The sequence below is a fragment of the Agarivorans sp. genome, from assembly GCF_050295395.1.
Classification (GTDB): domain Bacteria; phylum Pseudomonadota; class Gammaproteobacteria; order Enterobacterales; family Celerinatantimonadaceae; genus Agarivorans.
On the sequence record NZ_JBNKPP010000052.1, the window covers coordinates 1 to 16134 of the forward strand.

At 47.2% G+C, this 16134-nt stretch carries 17 protein-coding genes; 8 read left to right on the plus strand and 9 right to left on the minus strand.

What is annotated here, in order from left to right; all coding sequences use genetic code 11:
* The 4 genes from ACQY6Q_RS03120 to ACQY6Q_RS03135 form a co-directional block, all read left to right on the plus strand.
* Positions 1-2143: S8 family peptidase (locus ACQY6Q_RS03120; RefSeq protein ID WP_427977763.1), on the plus strand; the 2143-nt coding region annotated here is incomplete at its 5' end.
* 400 nt (positions 2144-2543) lie between these two features.
* Positions 2544-4223 carry a DUF342 domain-containing protein gene (locus ACQY6Q_RS03125; protein ID WP_427977766.1) on the plus strand — a complete coding sequence of 560 codons (1680 nt, stop codon included), beginning with the start codon at positions 2544-2546 and terminating at the stop codon, positions 4221-4223.
* 48 nt (positions 4224-4271) lie between these two features.
* A complete protein-coding gene (locus tag ACQY6Q_RS03130) occupies positions 4272-5249 on the plus strand; it encodes a D-cysteine desulfhydrase family protein (protein WP_427977768.1) in 978 nt (325 codons plus the stop codon).
* A gap of 50 nt (positions 5250-5299) precedes the next feature.
* Complete coding sequence (locus tag ACQY6Q_RS03135; protein ID WP_055733685.1) at positions 5300-5530, plus strand: DUF2789 family protein; 231 nt, start codon at positions 5300-5302, stop codon at positions 5528-5530.
* A 3-nt stretch (positions 5531-5533) separates the two neighbouring features.
* Here the strand turns inward: ACQY6Q_RS03135 and ACQY6Q_RS03140 are convergent, their stop codons facing one another.
* The gene (locus ACQY6Q_RS03140) at positions 5534-5728 is read right to left on the minus strand and encodes a hypothetical protein (protein WP_427977770.1); all 195 of its coding nucleotides are present in this window, start codon (positions 5726-5728) and stop codon (positions 5534-5536) included.
* 477 nt (positions 5729-6205) lie between these two features.
* On the opposite strand from ACQY6Q_RS03140, the gene ACQY6Q_RS03145 reads away from it, so the two are divergent.
* From ACQY6Q_RS03145 to ACQY6Q_RS03155, 3 genes are all read left to right on the plus strand, one after another.
* Positions 6206-7279 carry a TRAP transporter substrate-binding protein gene (locus ACQY6Q_RS03145; RefSeq protein ID WP_188407579.1) on the plus strand — a complete coding sequence of 358 codons (1074 nt, stop codon included), beginning with the start codon at positions 6206-6208 and terminating at the stop codon, positions 7277-7279.
* A 71-nt stretch (positions 7280-7350) separates the two neighbouring features.
* Positions 7351-7851, plus strand: coding sequence for a TRAP transporter small permease subunit (locus ACQY6Q_RS03150; RefSeq protein WP_427977774.1), 501 nt, complete (start codon positions 7351-7353; stop codon positions 7849-7851).
* Between the two features lie 26 nt (positions 7852-7877).
* Complete coding sequence (locus tag ACQY6Q_RS03155) at positions 7878-9170, plus strand: TRAP transporter large permease (RefSeq protein ID WP_427977776.1); 1293 nt, start codon at positions 7878-7880, stop codon at positions 9168-9170.
* A gap of 269 nt (positions 9171-9439) precedes the next feature.
* Here the strand turns inward: ACQY6Q_RS03155 and ACQY6Q_RS03160 are convergent, their stop codons facing one another.
* From ACQY6Q_RS03160 to ACQY6Q_RS03170, 3 genes are read right to left on the minus strand one after another with little or no spacing between them, the layout of a single operon-like run.
* Positions 9440-10075: a tRNA-uridine aminocarboxypropyltransferase gene (locus ACQY6Q_RS03160; RefSeq protein WP_427977777.1), complete on the minus strand. Its 636-nt coding sequence runs from the start codon at positions 10073-10075 to the stop codon at positions 9440-9442.
* A 49-nt stretch (positions 10076-10124) separates the two neighbouring features.
* Entirely contained in the window at positions 10125-10913 is a 789-nt protein-coding gene (locus tag ACQY6Q_RS03165; RefSeq protein ID WP_427977779.1) for a LysR family transcriptional regulator, read from the minus strand.
* On the minus strand, positions 10903-11754 hold the full coding sequence (locus ACQY6Q_RS03170; RefSeq protein WP_427977781.1) for a substrate-binding domain-containing protein: 852 nt from the start codon (positions 11752-11754) through the stop codon (positions 10903-10905). The genes ACQY6Q_RS03165 and ACQY6Q_RS03170 overlap by 11 nt, the downstream gene beginning before the upstream one ends.
* Positions 11755-12030: 276 nt before the next feature.
* Between ACQY6Q_RS03170 and ACQY6Q_RS03175 the strand changes: the two genes are divergently transcribed.
* The gene (locus ACQY6Q_RS03175) at positions 12031-12240 is read left to right on the plus strand and encodes a hypothetical protein (protein ID WP_427977783.1); all 210 of its coding nucleotides are present in this window, start codon (positions 12031-12033) and stop codon (positions 12238-12240) included.
* Here the strand turns inward: ACQY6Q_RS03175 and menE are convergent.
* The 5 genes from menE to ureE all read right to left on the minus strand — a co-directional run bounded on the left by menE (position 12210) and on the right by ureE (position 16048).
* On the minus strand, positions 12210-13613 hold the full coding sequence (gene menE / locus ACQY6Q_RS03180; protein WP_427977785.1) for an o-succinylbenzoate--CoA ligase: 1404 nt from the start codon (positions 13611-13613) through the stop codon (positions 12210-12212). The genes ACQY6Q_RS03175 and menE overlap by 31 nt on opposite strands.
* A gap of 72 nt (positions 13614-13685) precedes the next feature.
* Positions 13686-14249 carry a HupE/UreJ family protein gene (locus ACQY6Q_RS03185; protein WP_427977787.1) on the minus strand — a complete coding sequence of 188 codons (564 nt, stop codon included), beginning with the start codon at positions 14247-14249 and terminating at the stop codon, positions 13686-13688.
* A 24-nt stretch (positions 14250-14273) separates the two neighbouring features.
* Complete coding sequence (ureG, locus tag ACQY6Q_RS03190; protein WP_198150154.1) at positions 14274-14909, minus strand: urease accessory protein UreG; 636 nt, start codon at positions 14907-14909, stop codon at positions 14274-14276.
* Positions 14910-14933: 24 nt separating this feature from the next.
* A complete protein-coding gene (locus ACQY6Q_RS03195; RefSeq protein WP_427977790.1) occupies positions 14934-15602 on the minus strand; it encodes an urease accessory protein UreF in 669 nt (222 codons plus the stop codon).
* A complete protein-coding gene (gene ureE / locus ACQY6Q_RS03200) occupies positions 15602-16048 on the minus strand; it encodes an urease accessory protein UreE (RefSeq protein ID WP_055733695.1) in 447 nt (148 codons plus the stop codon). The genes ACQY6Q_RS03195 and ureE overlap by 1 nt, the downstream gene beginning before the upstream one ends.
* Between the last annotated feature and the right edge of the window lie 86 nt (positions 16049-16134).

Genomic DNA, 16134 nt, shown 5'->3' on the forward strand with positions numbered 1-16134 from the left:
TGAGCAAACTGAAGTGGCTAGCTCTGTAGGGGTAAATAAGACTGAATTGATCACGGTGGACTCCACTGGTAGTTACTATTTGGTGGTTGATGCCTACACTGGAGCTAACCAAGCCCTTTCTGCTGGAAATTATACCCTGCGTTTAATCGCGCAAAATGAGTCAACGAGCCTAACTAGCCATCACTTCAGCACTCAACAAGATTTTGTCGTCGATGAAATGATCATTAATCACTCACAAGCTGGTTCGCGCACGATTGATGGAGCGAGTTATGGGCTATCTGCGTTGAGCTCTAGCCCTACAATGAGTTTGTACCGAGACAACAACTTATCAGCCTTAAGCGCTGGGATGAAAAACTCGCTGATGGGTGGCCTGCCATCCACAAAATATGCGGAAAAACGCCGTACTCTAATGAAAATTAAGCAGATGGCGCATAAGTTTGGCGTTGATAATGTGTCACCTAATTTTATCTACAAAGCCACCGCGCTGTCCGACGATCCTTTAGTCGAACGTCAATGGCATTATCAGCAAATAAACCTTGAAGCCGCGTGGCAGGCAATGGCTGGGCAGACTCAAGAAGACGTAGTGGTGGCGGTATTGGATACTGGGATCTACCAGCGCCATCCCGACCTTGCTGCTCAGTTAACCGACGACGGAGTTGATTTTATCTCTGATAGCAGTATTTCTCTTGACGGTGATGGTATAGATGACGATCCCGAAGATCCCGGCGACCAAAATGGAACCAATGGCAGTTCCTCATGGCACGGTACGCATGTAGCAGGCACCATTGCTGCGCAAACCAATAATCAATTCGGGGTAGCGGGTATTGCACCAAACGCTAAAATCATGAACCTGCGAGTACTTGGCTATGGAGGTGGAACCACCTATGACATTGCTCAAGCAATCTTATATGCGGCTGGTTTAAGCAATGCTTCCGGCCGCTTACCGGATAAAGTCGCTAGCGTTATTAATATGAGTTTAGGTGGAGAGGGTTATGACGCTAGCTTTGACCGAGTGGTTCAACAGGCGATCGAGCAAGGCGTGATTGTTGTGGCTGCGGCAGGAAATGAAAATACCTCTACACCATCATATCCAGCCGCTTTTGCCAATGTTATCGGAGTCAGTGCGGTTGACGCGGCGAAGCAGTTAACTAGCTACTCAAATTACGGTAGTTACATTGATATTGCGGCTCCAGGTGGTAATAGCAGTGTTGACCTTGATGGCGATGGTTACGGCGACGGCGTATTTAGCACTTATGTGAACGAGAATGGCGCGAGTTTGAGCGCCAGTTATCAGTACTTAAACGGTACCAGCATGGCATCCCCTCATGTGGCGGGGGTGGTGGCACTGATGAAACAGCTTAATCCCGGATTAGACACGGCTGACTTTATCAGTCTGTTGATCGCAGGAAGCTTAAGCGATGATCTTGGCGCAAGCGGTTGGGATAGTGCCTACGGTTATGGCTTGCTGAATGCGGAAAAAGCAGTACAGAGCCAAATTGATATTGATGACCCTGCGCGAAGTTATCTCAGTTTGAGTACTGGGCAAATCAGTTTAAGCGCCAACCAAACCACGGCCAGTTTTCAATTAAGTTTGGTGGGCTCGACTCCACTTTCTGTTATCAGCGTTCAAGAGAATGCCTCTTGGTTGACTCTGGATGATAGTGCTACCGATGGCAATGGTTTGGGGACTTATTATATTCAGATTGACCGCAGTGGATTAAGTGATGGCACATACAGTAGCGTTATTACCTTAAACGGATCCGATAACAGCAGTCACTTGGTAACAGTAACTATGACTGTGACAACCCAACAAGCAGGGGATAGTGGGCTTGTTTATGTCTTGTTGGTTGACCCAGTGAGTGGCGAGACAGAATATTCTCAGGCTGTAGCAATGGAAAATGGCAGGTTTAGTTTTAATTTTGCTACGGTGGCTGCAGCGCAATATCGTCTCTATGTCAGTACCGATAATGACAATGACTATATTATTTGTGATGAAGGTGAACTGTGTGGTGCTTACCCAGTACGCAACGATATTAGTGTGATAGATGTCAACCAAAATGTGGCGAGCTTAAGTTTGAATATTGAGCCCATAACCACTGAGGACGTAAGTTCTTTAACTGCCCTTGGTTTAACGGTTAAGTAATGCTTATAAACCGTTGTTTAAGTAAGTCTTAAGCGACTTCATTCAGCGGTTTATTTATTATATTAGATTGGCTTATTATGCGTTCTTGGATGTATATGAGCCATTGCTATTATATTGTTATCCGTTTATTGAGTTTAATGACTTATAAGGCTTCATCCCCGTCATAATTTGAACAAAATGACATGATTATTTATAGATAATTATGTCTATTTCTCTTTTGGCACACTCGTGCAGTGAATTTTTGTCGTTCCTCTAAGTGAAAGGCAGATCCAGCTCAATTAGTTGAAAACGAAAGCTTCAACTAATCTTGGTTAACATCTTGTAACAGGGCATAATCAAAATTAATTTCTGTTTAAGAGAATTAAGGGGCTACCGTGAAGCTTGTAACTAAGGGGACTCAATGCTGGATTTAAGTTGTTTACGTTTATCTCAAGATAAGCTGGCGGCATTAATTGAGATCACCCCTCAGGAACAGTATGTTAGTAGCACCGATATTAAGGCCTTAATTCTTCGCTCAGAGTTTAGTCATTATCTGATCGACGACTCCGCTATCGAGGAGGCCGTTGCTAAGTTCGCCGAGTTACGAGAGACCCCAGAGCTACATGCGCAATGGGGTGATACTTATGTCAAGCTGGCGACGATTCGTAATGCCGAAATAAAAATCGAAATCTCTGACGATAAAATGGTGGCGCGAGCCACCATTACTGCCGCTTATGGGGGAAGTCCTATTACCCAAGGTGAGTTGGTTACCGCGATGCAAGATGCAGGAGTGTGTTTTGGTTTGCAAAAGCAACGCGCCTTGAGTTTGTTAAACCTAGCTAAACAAGCGGAACCTGGAACCAAAATCAAAAAAGTCGTGGCCTTGGGCAGAAAACCTGAAGATGGCCAAGATAGCCGATTTGAGCGTTTTGTCGCTACCCCAACAGAACGTTTGCTAAAACCTAAAGAAACCGATGATGGTCGCGTAGATATGCGAGACTTAGGCAGTTTAGATACCGTTGAACCCAATACCGAATTAATGCGCCGACACCCACATACCTTGGGGCGGGCGGGTAAAAATGTATGTGGTGAAGAACTACCATATAAACAAGGGCGTGATATAGACATCGTTGTAGGCGAAGGTACTAAGTTATCAGCTAAAGACCCCAATTTGCTACTAGCTGACCGCACTGGTCTTCCCCTAGAAATCGAAAACGGCATGAAGGTAGATGATGTTCTATCTTTGAAAAATGTTGATGTGAGCAATGGCCATGTGGACTTTTCTGGTAGCGTTTTAATCTCGGGAAATGTGGGCGAAGGCATGAAGGTGAATGCGTCGGGAGATGTGCATATCAACGGTTTTGCCGAATCGGCTGATATTTCAGCGGGTGGTGATGTGGTTATCGGTAAAGGGGTGATTGGCCATCGCTTGGCGGAAGGCGATAGTAACTATTCTTGCACTGTAACGGCGGCTGGCGAATTACACGCCACATTTGTTCAATATTCTCATCTTAAAGCGGGTAAAGATGTCACTGTCACCAGCCAGTTGTTGCATAGTAAAGTTGAATGCGACGGCAAATTGTTGGTCAGCGATGCGAGTGGTTTGAGGGGAACCCTTGTCGGCGGTTCGGTAAATGCGGGCAGTAGCATTACTGCTGTAGTGCTTGGTGCGACGGCGGGCACCGCAACCGATTTGCGTATTGCCGGTGAGTTTGAAGACATTCAAGAAGAACGGCGCAACCTAAATAACATTAAGAAAAGTTTACATAATAAACTGGGTAAGGTGCTAGACGCACAAATGAAGCTGAGCTCTGCTAAACCTGAAGAAAGAGAACAAGGTTTGGCCGAAAAACTCGCCGCTACCTTACATCACACCCGTCAAGAATTAGTGCAGTTAGATTTTGCCTTAGATGCTAATCAGCAGCATGAAGATAGTTTCTTCACCAATGCTAAGTTAACCGTTAAAAAAGAACTTCATCCCAATGTCCGTTTGGATATTGTAGGGCAGAAGCTGTTTACCAACCGCGAGTATGGACCAACTGAAACTCAGTACGACAACGGAAAAATCAGTTTTACGCCTTTAGGTGCGGGTAAGAAGTAAGCCCAGAGCAGAGTGGGATGTAGCCGTTTACTTTAAAAGGAAGAGCGCATGATTTGGCAGCAAGTTTCAAGGCAAGCCCTAGGCGTTTTCCCCACCCCCTTACATTCGCTAGACAATCTAACGGCTCGTTTAGCGGGCCCACAAATATATATCAAACGCGATGATTTGAGCGGCCTGGCCTTGGGCGGAAACAAAGTTCGTAAACTGGAATTCTTACTCGCTGATGCTCTGCAACAAAACGCCAATTGCATTATTACGGCGGGGGCTATTCAGTCGAATCATTGCCGACAAACAGCGGCTGCCGCAGCTAAGTTAAACTTACCTTGTTACTTATTATTAGGCGGTGAAGCTCCCTCGCTGGCGCAAGGAAATTTACTGCTAGATCAACTGTTTGGAGCCAAGATTATTTGGTCTGGAGAGCAGCGTAAAGGCGAGGGGATTGAGGCTTTAGTTCAACAACTCAGCGAGCAAGGAAAACGCCCCTATGTCGTTCCCTATGGTGGCTCAGATCCACTCGGTTGCTTGGGTTTTGCCGCTGCCTTGGCCGAACTACAGCAGCAGGGGCCTGCCTTTGATGAAATTATTTTTGCTTCCAGTTCTGGTGCCACTCAGGCTGGTTTAATGTTGGGCAAGGCCGCTTTACAGCTTAATACGCAGCTGCGCGGGATCCACATCGACAAGGCTAATCATCAGCCTCAGCATTTCACTAAAAGCATCGCTGAATTGGCTAATTCTGCCGCCGAGCGCTTTGGTTTAGCGTCTCGCTTTAGCGCCGAACAAGTCTGTTTAGATGATGATTATCTGGGTGAGGGTTATGCTATTTTAGGTGATGCGGAACGCGAAGCTATGCAGTTGTTGGCGACAACTGAAGCCATTTTGCTGGACCCGGTGTACACCGCAAAAGCTATGGCGGGGCTGATTGCTAGAGTGCGTCGAGGCCTTTATTCCGCCGAGCAACGAATACTTTTTTGGCACACCGGCGGTACCCCCGCGGTGTTTGCCTACGCAGAGGCCTTACAGAGTTAATTTTGGTGGCATGCTATGCTTAAGCTTAGGAACATAAAAGGACTGTTATTATGGAACTTGAAATTCATACCCTGAGCGATTTGTTTGAGCAATTGGGCCTTGACCCGTCAATTGAGGCGATTAGTCAGTTTGTCGCAGAGCATGGGCCAATACCTAGCGAACAACGCTTACATGAAGCGGCGTTTTGGAGTCCTACTCAAGCAGCCTTCTTACAAGATGCCATACAGCAAGATGCCGATTGGGCTGAACTCGTCGATCAGTTAGATAGTATGCTGCGTTAGCCGTTATTTTTCAGTGAAGCCGCTGTTTTCAATGCAGTGAAAGGCCTGTTCGAGGGTGGCACTAAAATCACAATCGAGAGCGCTTTGCTGTTGGGCTTGGCAGCTGCCGCTGACAAAACGAACTTGCTGCTTAGGCCTTGGCTTGCTTTGTTGAGAGTGGATTTTATCCACTGATTCTAGCGCCAACGCGTCATCCATAACAAACTTCTCGCTCTGGTCATGCTTAATCGCATAGTTAATTAATCTTGCGCTGCTTTTTCGCGGTATGGGCTTTGACTGGCTAGCTCTTTGCTAAAAGCGTCCTTTTATGTGGCTCTAGCTTATCAACGAAAGTCATCACAATTCCTCTATCCTCTTCAAACTTCTAGATAAATTATTCTCTATTTTTATTGGATTGTTATGTCTTAAAGCCTTCCCCTAGAGGTGTAGAGGCTTAGTCACTAAAGGTAACATGTTAATTATCTGTATATTTTTCATTTCTATTAAAAAGTGATTTAGCTCAAGCTTATACCAAAGTCTAGTTAATATATGCAGTTAGCTAAAGAAAACAGGGCTTTTATGAATGGTCATGGCTTTAACAATTCTATAACATTGTCTCGACCATTAAGCAATTGGTTTAAATTGAATAATAAACATTTGAGCAACCATGGAATATAACAAATAAGGGAGAACATTATGCTTAAGTCCCTCTGCAGCAAAACCCTGCTGGCTTCGGCTCTTATCGCCTTAAGTTCAACGGCGATGGCCGCGGATAAAGTATATCGATTGAAGTTAGCCGAAACCTGGGGGCCAAATTTCCCTGTGTTTGGTGACGCGGTAAAAAACATGGTGAAGATGGCTGAAGAGATGTCTGATGGCCGTTTACAAATTCGAGTGGACTCGGCCAATAAACATAAAGCCCCATTTGGTGTGTTTGATTTAGTCAAAAGTGGCCAATACGACCTTGGTCATAGCGCATCTTATTACTATAAAGGCAAACTGCCCACCACCATGTATTTCACTACCATGCCCTTTGGTATGAATGCCCCCGAACAATACGCTTGGTTCCAATATGGCGGTGGTCAGGAATTAATGGATGAAGTGTATGCCGAGCATAACTTGGTGCCTTTTCCCGGCGGTAATACCGGGGTACAAATGGGCGGTTGGTTCCGTAAGGAAATTAATTCGGTGGATGACCTAGCCAACCTTAAGATGCGCATTCCCGGTTTTGCTGGCGAAGTATTGGCTAAATTGGGGGCTACACCGGTTAATATTCCCCCTGGTGAGCTATATACCGCCTTAGAACGCAATACCATCGATGCCTTGGAGTGGGTGGGCCCCTCTTTAGATTTGCGAATGGGCTTTCATAAAATCGCACCGTATTACTACATGGGCTGGCATGAGCCTGCCACCGAGCTGATGTTTATCGCCAATAAGAAAAAGTTAGAGAGCCTACCTAAAGATTTGCAAGCGATTCTTACCACATCGATGCGTAAAGCGGCTTACGATATGTTTATTCATTCCTACGCCGAAAGCGCTAAAAACTGGCAAACCATGTTGCAAGAATTTCCCAATATTCAGGTAAAAACTTTTCCTGCTGAGGTAATGGCGGCAATGAAAAAGGCCACCGATGACCTAGTTAAGGAGAAGGCTGAAACGGATCCGATGGCGGCGAGAATAATTCAGTCTCAGCAACAGTATATGAAGTTAATTCGAGCCTATACCGCGATTTCAGAACAGGGTTATTTAAATAGTACCGAAGATTTGTAGTAGCTCCAGCGGCTAGCTATTAGCTAGTCGCTGCTTTTGCTTAGGCAAACAAAGCTATAGGGAGGTTAATCATGTTGCGTTGGCAACAATCTGTGGATCGGTTTTCTAAGGGAATCGCAGTACTGACGGCGATATTAATGTTGTTAATGCTGGTGAATATTTTTTATGACGTGGTGATGCGTTATTTCTTTCGTTCCAGCTCTATTGGCATGCAGGAGTTAGAGTGGCATTTGTTTGCAGCGATGTTTTTATTGGGCATCGCCTCTACTTTACAAGCCGAAGGGCATGTGCGAGTGGACATTATTTATGACAAGTTATCGGCGCGTGCTCAGGCTTGGATAGACAGTTTGGGTGTGGTGTTTTTTCTGTGGCCATTTTGTGCCTTGGTGGCTTGGTATGGTTATGATTTTGCGTTGGAATCTTACCATTTGGGAGAAACCAGCGGCGACCCGGGTGGCTTAAGCCACCGTTGGATTATTAAATCGATGATCCCCATTTCTGCAGTTTGTCTGGCCGTTAGTGGTTTAGGTATGTTACTTAAAAATCTCATTCAGCTACGAAATAAGGCCTAGCTGCTACTCATTAAAAGGATGTTGTCATGATCGGGATTATCATGTTTTTTGTGGCCTTAGTGATGCTGCTCACTGGCTTTCCTGTAGCCTTTGTATTTGGTGGGGTGGCCTTGGTTTTTGGGGTTTTGTCGGAAGGTTTCGAGCTGTTTGCCTTCATGCCTTATCGCATCATGAGCATCATGCAAAACTCGGTTCTGATGGCGGTGCCCTTATTTATCTTCATGGGCATCGTATTGCAAAAGACCCGCCTAGCAGAGCAATTACTTGAAGCCATGGGCCAGCTATTTGGCCGAGTGCGCGGTGGCTTAGCGGTGTCCACCATTTTGGTGGGGGCATTGCTGGCCGCCTCAACTGGGGTAGTAGGCGCATCGGTAGTCGCCATGGGGGTGATCTCGCTGCCGGTGATGTTGAAATATAAATACGATAAGCGCTTGGCTACTGGGGTCATTTGCGCCTCTGGCACACTGGGGCAGATTATTCCCCCGTCGATCATTTTGATTATTCTGGGTGATGTGATGGGCGTACCAGTAGGTGATTTGTTTAAAGCGGCGCTTCTTCCCGGAGCCGTGCTGGTAGGCGCCTTTATTATTTATGTCTTGGCGGTGTCCTTTTTTAAACCCAGCTCGGCTCCCGCGCTACCGGCTAACGAAGCCGCTGGACATGGCATGCAGCCTTGTTGGAATGCTTTTAAGGCCATTGCCCCACCGCTAAGCTTAATGGTCGCGGTGCTGGGGTCGATTTTTTACGGGATTGCCACACCAACCGAGTCATCGGCGATTGGTGGGGTCGGCGCTATCTTGCTGTCGATTATCTATCGACAGTTTTCTTGGACCATTATTTATCAAGCAGCACTAGAAACGGTAAAAGTGACCGCCATGGTATTTGCTATTTTCATCGGTGCCACGGCGTTTTCAATGGTGTTTTCTTACACCGGTGGTGAAGAGGTAATTGAAGAAGTCATGACTAGTCTTCCCGGTGAAAAGTGGGGATTTTTGATCCTTACCATGTTGGTGATTTTGATATTGGGCTTCTTCATTGATTTTGTGGAGATCTCTTTTATCGTGGTGCCCATGTTATATCCGGTAGCCGATATACTGGGCATAGACCTCAGCTGGTTTGCCATTCTTATTGCGATGAATTTACAAACCTCTTTCCTCACCCCGCCCTTTGGTTTTAGTTTGTTTTACCTAAAAGGGGTGGCTCCGCCGCAAGTGCAGACTATGGATATTTATAAGGGGGTCATTCCCTTTATTAGCCTGCAAATACTGGTATTAATATCGATTTTAATCTTCCCCGAGTTTTATGGTTTTACGCCTTAAGTAAACGGCTGCGAGCTCAGCGTGATTAGTTCACTAAGGCGCTGGGCTAAAGCCATAGCACTGAGCCTTTAATTAAAAAGAGGTTTTGCAGGGGAAAGGAGGTGAGGAAAATACCAGCAATTAGAAACGGCGCAGCCGGCACCGCTAGCAGAGTGGAAAGGCGTAGCACCCACACTGGGGTGTTGCTGCCAAACATCTAAAAGCGACAACCGGCTTACTATAAGCATGGTTGTCGTTGTCAATTAGGTCAAGTTAATGTTTTAAAAATGTTAACTAGATGTTGCTTTTTGTTTGTTGTAACGATGCCGATAGCCTTCTGGAATGGCCGCTAATTGTTGTTGTTTTAAGGCCGCTAGCGCCTTGAGTAAGGGTTGAGAGTCTAGATTTTCTAACACTTGTAGACTGTAGGCGATGGCTTCAATGGTTGATAAGCCCTTGTCTACGGAAGTTTTTCTTATCACATATTGGCCTTCTGGCGGGGTCTCGAAATGAAACTGAGTTAGGTGCTGTAGCCAAGGGTTGAGGTGCCATAGTTTTTTTGCCTTACGCCAGGTGCCGTCAAGAAAAATCAACTGTAGCGGCTTATCAGCGGTTACGATTCTATCTAAGCGGGTTACTTGGTTTTCTATGGCTTGGCTAAGCGGACTGGGATAGATCAGGGCGAAGGCCTCGGGTTGGCTAAGTACTCGCTGTTTTAGCTGTTGGAAGTCGTCTGGGCTTTCACCAATAATTAATTCGGCCTTGGCTAGCGCCTGATAAGCCAGTAGGGCGGTGCCTTTAGCATGTTGTTGCTCGCTGCTGTGCTGCATAATCAGCACCGGATGTTGATTGTGACAAGGCTGAATATGCGCACAAAGACAGTGGCTTTGCGGGCGTAAGCAGTGGCTACAGCGGGGACGACTCATTGTTTCTCTTGGTTAAAGGCAATGACGCATTATAACGGCTTGTTGGCGTTTATTCATCGCCACTGGTTTGTTGTAGCAGCCAAGCGTGAATATCTTGCGGACAGTGTTTCGACAAATGTAAGTAGCTGGCCAGTTCGCCAAAAGGCTCGGGCCACGCCTTAAGTTGTCCTTCTGCCAGTCTCGATTCAACACTGATTTCTGGCAATATTGCCCAGCCGAGGCCGGCTTCTAAGGCATCCAGTAACAAGGTTTCGCCAACAAACAATTTATTCTGTTGGTTCTCCCTAATATCGAATAGCTTTAAATAATCATCAAAGGCGTGTCGGTGGTTGGCCAACCTTGGATGGGCCACTTTGATTAGCTTGGCTTTACGCCACGGATACACTTGATAGTCCTGATGATGGGCGCGCGCCGAGAAGCTGAAATGGATGTTGTGTTTTTGGCTATTAGAGAACTGTAATTCTAATAAAGGCTCAAAGCTTTGCAGGTGACAGGCTAATAAGGTTAACCAAGGGCTGGGAAACCAGTGTTGATAGCTAATATTCACGCTAAGGCTTTTGCCCAGTTGTAGATAATGACAATGCTGAGTTAGCTCTTGATAGCGAGCCAGTATTAGCTCGGCTTGTTCAATAAGCGCCAGTCCGTCTGGGCTTAGCTGATAAAAGCGCGCAGCGGGTATAAATAGCTGACAGCTCAAAGTTTGTTGCAATGACTGAATCTGCGCCTGAAGCTCGGATTCACTGCATTTGAGTTGCTGGGCGGTTTTAGCCAGCTCACCGTGTTTGGCGAGGCTAACAAAGGCTAGTAGCGCTTGCTGTTGGGCATTTTCATCCATCATAAGCATTCAGCCCTAATAGGTTTAAGCACTGTGCCACTTGGCTGTCGTGCTGCTTGCTCAACCAGAGTATTTCGATTTCCAATTTATTGGCCGAGAAGTAATTGCTTAAATGCAGTTCTACCAAGCTTCCATTTCTAAAGCTATGTTCCAGCCAATGTCGTGGGGCCAATGCCCAACCCATACCCAGTACCAGCAAGTCGTGTAACATTTCGCGGTGGCTAATTTGCCAACGGTTCACTCGATTGAGTTTTAAATCTACCGGAAGTTGGTTCAGGCATAGTTGCCGTTGCGCTTGTAGTTGCTCGGCGCTGAGCTGTTGGTGCTTGGTGAGGCTGTGGTTGGCCGAGCAGGCCAAGGCTAGGTTTAAGTTGCAATAGCGTCTAGAGTGGGTTTTCGGTGGTTTTTGCGCTTGCGCCACTCTTAATACCATGTCCAGCTCGCCGCTAGCTAATTGCTGTAGTAAGGCGCTGTTGTCTAGTTGTACGATTTGCAGTTGCTGCAAGGATAACTCACTAATAAAACGAGGATAGCTGCGTAATAAGCTTTGTGTGGGGACGAATTGATCCAAGCCTATGGTGACTTGTCGCGCAGCGGGTTTGGCAAGGGGACGCTGCAATAGGTTGCTGATTTGCAACTGTAATTGCTTGGTACGTTTATACAGCAATAAGCCTTGGGGGCTGAGCTTGCTGTAATCGGCATTAAACAGGGAACATTTGAGGCTGTTTTCTACATCACGAAAGATTTGCTCGCGTTGCCCTTTACTCGACACCTCTGGATAGTGGTGGCGCTGTTCGTAGGCCTCAATAAAACGGCAGAGTAAGTTGAGATCGGGTTGTTGCATGCTAGTGCCAAGTCATCCATTTGGTTTAAGGCTAGCAGAATTTATGAGCTTCGATTAGGCCTCGACCAAATGACGTGGTGTTAAGGCTGGGGTTAGGCTGTCTAAGCTAGCGATCAAACTGCTTAGCGTTAACTTTGATTAGAAAATAAGCAGAATGCCCGCCGCCTTAAAATAGCGCTTGTCGCCAAGCAAAACCCGTGATAAATGTAACTTAAGCGGTAGCTTTTTTGCTTGCTACCCTTGAGCGCTAGCTATTTCTAGTGGTGAGGAGTGCTTATGATAAATAGCAATGATTTCGCAAAAACCGGCTTGCTAAACCGTTATTTGGCAGAACGAGAACAATATTTTAAGGGCGCATGTTGTTTTGTTCCTGATTCTCACGAAGACCTGCAACAACAGCAGCAAAGTGCCTTACAACACGCCTACCAACAATCTTGGATTAATATTTCAGAGTTTCAACATTGGTCGCAGCAGCTAGGCTTATGATTAGCCAGCTTGCTTAGCTCGCTTCTTGAGGGTTTCAGCGAGAGCTGCTGAGGTAGTTCATAATAGGCGATCGGTAATTTGATCGCCGCTAAGCGCTCACGTAAAAATGCTTCTAGTTGCTCCGCCTTAAATGAGGTTGCGTAACGAATAAAGGCCACCGGTCGCTGACCGTATTCTGGACTATGTTGAGCCACTACGATGGCTTGAGCGATTGAAGGGTATTGCAGCAAGGCCCACTCTATTTCTTCTGGCTGAATATTTTCTCCAGCGCAAATAAACATGTTATTGCTGCGTCCCTGTATCGTTAGCTGGGCGCCGTTAATTTCCCCTAAATCACCACTGTTAAACCAGCCCTCGGCGTCGCAGGGCAGAATGGCTTCGCCATTTTGCCAATAGCCTAAGAACAAGGTTTGGCCACGCAAATAAATTTCACCCTGATGGATCTTGGCGCGACGATGCGGTAGCAGCTGATAGGCGCTTTGTTCGAGGCGGTGACGGCGAGTGGCAATTTGTGAGCTCATCTCACTGCTGCCATAAGAGCTGTATACTTCAAAGCCCCGACTCAGTGCCTGTTCGATAAGGTTATCGTTGCAGGCCGCGCCACCGACTAGAATGTGTTTTAGCTGCAAGCAGTGAGCCCAAAATTTTTGTTCGGTCAGCAAGCGGTACAACTGGGTAGGCACCAATGATACATGGCTGGCTTGGCTGTTGTTTAAATCAGCAAATAGTTGGCCTTTATTTTGCGCCACTACGATTTGCGCCCCCGCTAATAAGCAGCGCCAGACAATGGCTTGCCCCCCAATATGATAGAGCGGCAGTGATAATAGCCACTGGTCTTGTGCTTGCAGCGGGATCATCGCTTGTGAGCCTAGAGCGCTGTAGTAGTGGTTACGCCAGCAATGTACCACCGCTTTGGCTGGGCCGCTGCTACCCGAGGTAAATACCACGCTCATTGGCCGTTCACTGTCTAGGGCTATGGGCTGGTGGCTTTGCTGCAAGTTTGGTTCGAAGCTCAGTCTTTTCGCTCCGCTTAGCTGCTGTTCGGTGTCGGTCCAGTAAAATTGGCAATCAAGCTGCTCGCTTAATTGCTGCAATTGGCTGAGAGGGTGGTGGTGATTGATTGGGCAAAATAAATAGCCCAAATGTAAGCTGCAGAGTTGCAACAGCAGTATTGGCAGCGGATCAGCGGAAAAGCAACATAGTCGACTGCCCTGAATAACCCCTTGTTGTTGTAACTGGGCGGCGGTGGACGTGACCATGTTATAGAGCTGTTGATAGCTAAATTGCTGCCCATCAATGCTTAAGGCAATATGTTTCGGCCTTAGTTGGCATTGCTGGAAAAGTGGCTGTTGTGAGAGAGGTATCGCTGTCATGGCGGCATTATGCCGTAGTTTCCTAAATTTGTCGCCGCCGCAAAGGGCTTTGCGGCGACGACCGTATCTGGCTTAAGCGATTAGCGCGCTAAGGCCGAAGGCACCTGCTACACCGGCAATGGCACGAGTGAATTTTTCGCCGTACTGGCTGCGCTGTAATTGTTTACCAATGAAGTAACCGCCACAGATTAGCGCTACTGAGCTGCTAATGAAACCAGCGAAGAATAACTTAAGGTCGGCGCTAGCTGGCACTTCGTTACCGTGGGCTGCACCGTGTAAGGCCGCCACTAAACACACGACTAGGCTGGCAATACCGGCTGAGCGAGGAAGCACTTTGGCTACCAATACTGCCATCACTAATAGCGAGATAGCTAAACCAGTTTCTAGCATTGGTGGCACAAAGCCCATGTTGGCGACGACGGCAGCCAATACCAAAGCGAATAAACTCTGGGCTAGGCTCAGCTTTAACTTGCCGCTCTGGCTGGCAAGTAGACCAATTAAGCTTAAAGCGATTAGGTGATCTAAGCCGGTAAGTGGATGCAATAGGCCGTCGCTTAGTCCGTGGTGATGACCTTCGTGAGCGAAGCTGGGCAAGCTGACTAATAGGCCAGCGGCTAGAGTGAGTAGTCTTTTCATGATCAATATCCTTATAAAAATAAATTAGTTAGCGGTGGTGGCTGCTTCTTCCAGCATGCCTTGTTCAATAATAAAGTTGATGATGTCTTGTAGGCCTTCGTTGGTTTTTAGATTACTGAAGACAAAAGGACGCTCACCGCGCATTTTCTTGGCATCGCGATCCATCACCTCTAGGGAGGCGCCCACATGAGGAGCAAGATCGGTTTTGTTGATGATCAATAAGTCTGATTTGGTGATGCCGGGGCCACCCTTACGGGGGATCTTGTCGCCAGCACTCACATCAATCACATAGAGGGTTAAGTCGCTAAGCTCTGGGCTAAAGGTGGCACTAAGGTTGTCACCACCACTTTCCACTAATACTAAGTCTAAGCCCTGATGGCGACGATTTAGCTCGGCAATTGCGGCTAGGTTCATCGAGGCATCCTCGCGAATGGCTGTATGCGGACAGCCACCGGTTTCAACGCCTAGAATACGATCTTCAGCTAGGGCGTTATTACGCAACAAAAACTGGGCATCTTCCTTGGTATAAATATCGTTGGTTACCACGGCTAGGTTGAAGCGATCTTTTAGCTCGCGGCAAAGGGCGGTGAGTAGGGCGGTTTTGCCTGAGCCCACTGGACCACCAACACCAACACGTAAAGTTTGTTTTATGCTCATCATTGTTCCTCTTATCTGCAGCTGCTCTTAAGAGCGGAACAGCCGACAATACTGGGTTTCATGTAGGGCGCTAGCCAAGCTCAAGGCTGGTAGCGACCCGCTTATATTTTCAAAGGGCAAGGCCAAGCCAGCTTGGCGCGCTTCTGGTAGCAGCGGCAGCAATTGGCTGAGTAGCTGCTGGCAGGCGGTTTGCCCCAAAGGCAGAGTTTTACCGGCTACCGCTAACTGGTTTTCTAGCCAAGTCCACAGATAACCATCGGCTAACTCTGCTAATTCGATCTGCCAATGCACACCGGCTAAGGCGAACATACTGGTCCAGCTCATGGCTTCATCACTCAGTGGCGCGGTGATGCCCTCATCCAGCTGGCTTAGCAAGGTGCGTAGCGCATTGCCCATTTGAATGTCTTCAAGTTCTAACTCGTGAGTTTCTCGGCTGGCGATCAGTTCCAGATTTAAGCTTTCAAATTTAGCAAAATCCTGTTCTGAGCAAGCCTCATATAAGGCCGCCAGCATTGGAATGTCTAAGCAGGCGAGGCCCGCTTGTAATACCCCTGCAATCCACGTTTTTAGTTCTTTGGGATTATTTACCCAGTTGTTTTCTATGGCGTACTCTAAGCCCTGCGAGTAGGCAAAGCCGCCCACCGGTAAGCTGGGGCTAACCAGTCGCATTAACTGTAATTGCGCCATACTACTCATTAGTGGCTATGCCCTGGTAAATGGCTGTGGTAAGCACCCGTTTCTGGATCAAAGGGCGCTTGATGCTGTTCAACCCGCAGGCCATAAAGTTCCACTAAGTCTTGCAGTACGTGATCCGGTTGAAAGCGTACCCAGCCCTCACCAATTTGCAGTGGCGTATGGCGGTTGCCTAAGTGGTAGCAAACCTTGGCAAACATCAAGGGATCATCACTATAAGCGGTGGTCACTTGCTCATCGGCGCTTTTAATTTCCACTACTTCGCCGTTTTCTGCTTCTAGCAATTGGCCATTTTGTAGCACTTGGCCGCGCTCTAAAAAGAAACCAATGTCTTGTTGGGCTTCGGTTTGTGCCTTAATCCGCGCTTTCTTGCGCAGTTCATAGCTCAGCACCACCTGATGATGAATAGGCCCATGGTAATGGTGGAGGGTTTGATACACCTTTAACATTCATTCTCTCCTTAAAATAAAAAGTAGCGCTGAGCCAGCGGTAGCTCGGCAGCCGGTTCACACTCTAACAATTGGCCGTCGGCTCG